Origin of the sequence: Phormidium sp. CCY1219 (assembly GCF_035615515.1) — a bacterium.
In the GTDB taxonomy this organism is placed as follows: Bacteria; Cyanobacteriota; Cyanobacteriia; order Cyanobacteriales; family Laspinemataceae; genus CCY1219.
The window spans coordinates 1-2,116 of sequence record NZ_JAJENT010000175.1 but is presented as its reverse complement, the minus strand read 5'-3'; the positions used below and the strand labels follow the sequence as shown (position 1 = coordinate 2,116).

Below are 2,116 nucleotides of genomic sequence, written 5' to 3'. Positions count from 1 at the left end.
CCTATGAGTCCGACTTGTCGGAAGTTCTAAAATCCCTCCGGGGAATCTCCGTCGCGTGATTCACGCAGAGTAGTCAATCGACTCGAAAACCCTGGCGCAAGCGTTATCGCCACAAATGGCAGAAGCGATCGCCCCGCCGCAATCCGGAGAAATCCCCACCGAAACCACGGTGGCCGAAATTTCGGGCGATCGCGATACCTATCTGGTGCAGAGGGTGCCAGTGAGCGATCGATGGGGAGACATTACCGGCAGAATGGCGATCGCCCAAAAAATCCCCAATCCCGTTGGCGATTCCTTAACTTACCGCAAACAGACAGAACAAACCTTGTCTTAATTGCAAGCGCAATTAACCGAACAAACCCGCCGACTCGATCGCACATCCCACGAACTCAAACAAGCGCAATCTCATCTGGTACAAAGTGAAAAAATGGCCTCTCTCGGCCAATTAGTCGTCGGGGTGGCCCACGAAATCAATAACCCGGTAAATTTCATCACCGGCAATTTAGAACATGCCAGTCAATATATCCAAGAGTTGCAAGAACTCTTGCAACTCTACCAAGCAGAATTCCCCGATGCCAGTGAAGAGATTAAAGAACTCGAAGAGGAAATCGATGTCAACTTTTTAATGGACGATTTGCCTAAGTTGCTTTCTTCCATGCAAGTTGGCGCCGATCGCATCCGCGAAATTGTCTTGTCGTTACGCAACTTTTCTCGGATTGACGAATGCAAGGCGACGGCGGTGGATATCCACCAGTGCATCGACAGTACCCTGCTGATTTTGCAAAATCGCTTGAAAGGGAAAAAGAATCATCCCGAAATTCACGTGATTAAAGAATATGGAAACTTGCCATTGGTGGAGTGCTATCCGGGTCAGCTCAATCAAGTGTTTATGAACCTGCTCAGTAATGCGATCGATGCCTTGGATGAAGCCAATCAATCGAAAACCCCAGAGCAACTCAAAGCCCATCCCAATCATATTAAAATCAAAACCCAATTACGGGTGGGTCAATTTGGCTTTCCCAATCCGAAAAATGCGCCTCCGTCTTCTCTCGCCGAAGAAAACAATACCCCGTCAAACCTCCAGAATGAAAGCGAGCAAATCACCACTGAGGCGATCGAAATCCGCATTTCTGATAATGGTCCGGGAATCGCTGACTCGGTGAAGGAACAGCTTTTTCAGCCCTTTGTAACCACAAAACCGGTGGGGAAAGGAACGGGTTTGGGTCTTTCAATTAGTCGTCATATTGTGGTGGAAAAACATGGGGGGCAGCTATTTTGTCATTCTCAAACCGGCAAGGGAACCCAGTTTGCGATCGCCATTCCCACCAAACAGCAGGTCGAGTCACAATAACCACCCAATCTCTGTTTTTCCCTTCTACAACTGATGCGGCGATAGAAAAATTCCGGGTGCATTTACTAGCCTTAATTTTTTCAGGGTATATTCCAGAATTTTCTCCTATAAAAAAATGGGGCGATCGCTTTAATGAAGCGGCATCAGGTGATAGCTTCCCCAGCCTAAAATCAATCCACAAATTGCCACAACTGCCAAAATTACGAAATCCTGCCACGCTTGAAAGTTTCCCCCCTTCTGTAAGTCTAATCGGGCGATGGATGCAGCGATGAATAATATCAACCCATGCGCCGAAATATGCAGCGTTGACAAAAACAACACGAATAAAAACGCTGCCATCATTACAGTGAAAAATGCGCGAAAATCCGATTTGAGCCACTGCACCGAAACTGTGCGGATAATCGACCAAGGTGCGGCTAAAGCTTCCGCCATCAGCAGGATAGCTAGGGTAGATATCAGCCACACCCACCACTCAGCGCCGGCTTCTGATAAAACCCACCCAAAGTTAAAATAACTCACCAACAACAGGGTGAAAGAGAGTAGGGGAAGTTTTCTGATAAAACCCATGAGCTTTCCTCTGGCTAAAATCGGAAATCGCAGGTAATACTTTAGAGTTTAACTAAGTAATTCTGTCACCAAAACTACTCGTCTTCAAAACCGGACTTGAGACTTTCATCTCATCCGGCTCCTCAACAATTTGGCCTTTGTCATAGGTACCGAGGCTACCATCACTGGCAGTCTTGACATCGTGGCAATGTCTATGGA

The 2,116-nt window shown here is 47.2% G+C and carries 3 protein-coding genes; 2 read left to right on the top strand and 1 reads right to left on the bottom strand.

Annotated features, from left to right (window positions below; genetic code table 11):
• Positions 1-115 precede the first annotated feature (115 nt).
• Together LKK83_RS01055 and LKK83_RS01050 are read left to right on the top strand one after the other, a co-directional pair.
• Positions 116-334, top strand: a complete 219-nt coding sequence (locus LKK83_RS01055) for a hypothetical protein (RefSeq protein WP_324628878.1) — start codon at positions 116-118, stop codon at positions 332-334.
• Positions 335-1,351, top strand: coding sequence for a sensor histidine kinase (locus LKK83_RS01050; RefSeq protein WP_324628877.1), 1,017 nt, complete (start codon positions 335-337; stop codon positions 1,349-1,351). It abuts the gene before it with no gap.
• A gap of 129 nt (positions 1,352-1,480) precedes the next feature.
• Here the strand turns inward: LKK83_RS01050 and LKK83_RS01045 are convergent, their stop codons facing one another.
• Positions 1,481-1,918, bottom strand: coding sequence for a hypothetical protein (locus tag LKK83_RS01045; protein ID WP_324628875.1), 438 nt, complete (start codon positions 1,916-1,918; stop codon positions 1,481-1,483).
• Positions 1,919-2,116: the final 198 nt, after the last annotated feature.

What these genes read in the sequence shown, in the direction of transcription:
- LKK83_RS01045 (WP_324628875.1), bottom strand. Translation starts at nt 1,918, where the DNA reads ATGGGTTTTATCAGAAAACTTCCCCTACTCTCTTTCACCCTGTTGTTG.
- LKK83_RS01055 (WP_324628878.1), top strand. Translation starts at nt 116, where the DNA reads ATGGCAGAAGCGATCGCCCCGCCGCAATCCGGAGAAATCCCCACCGAA.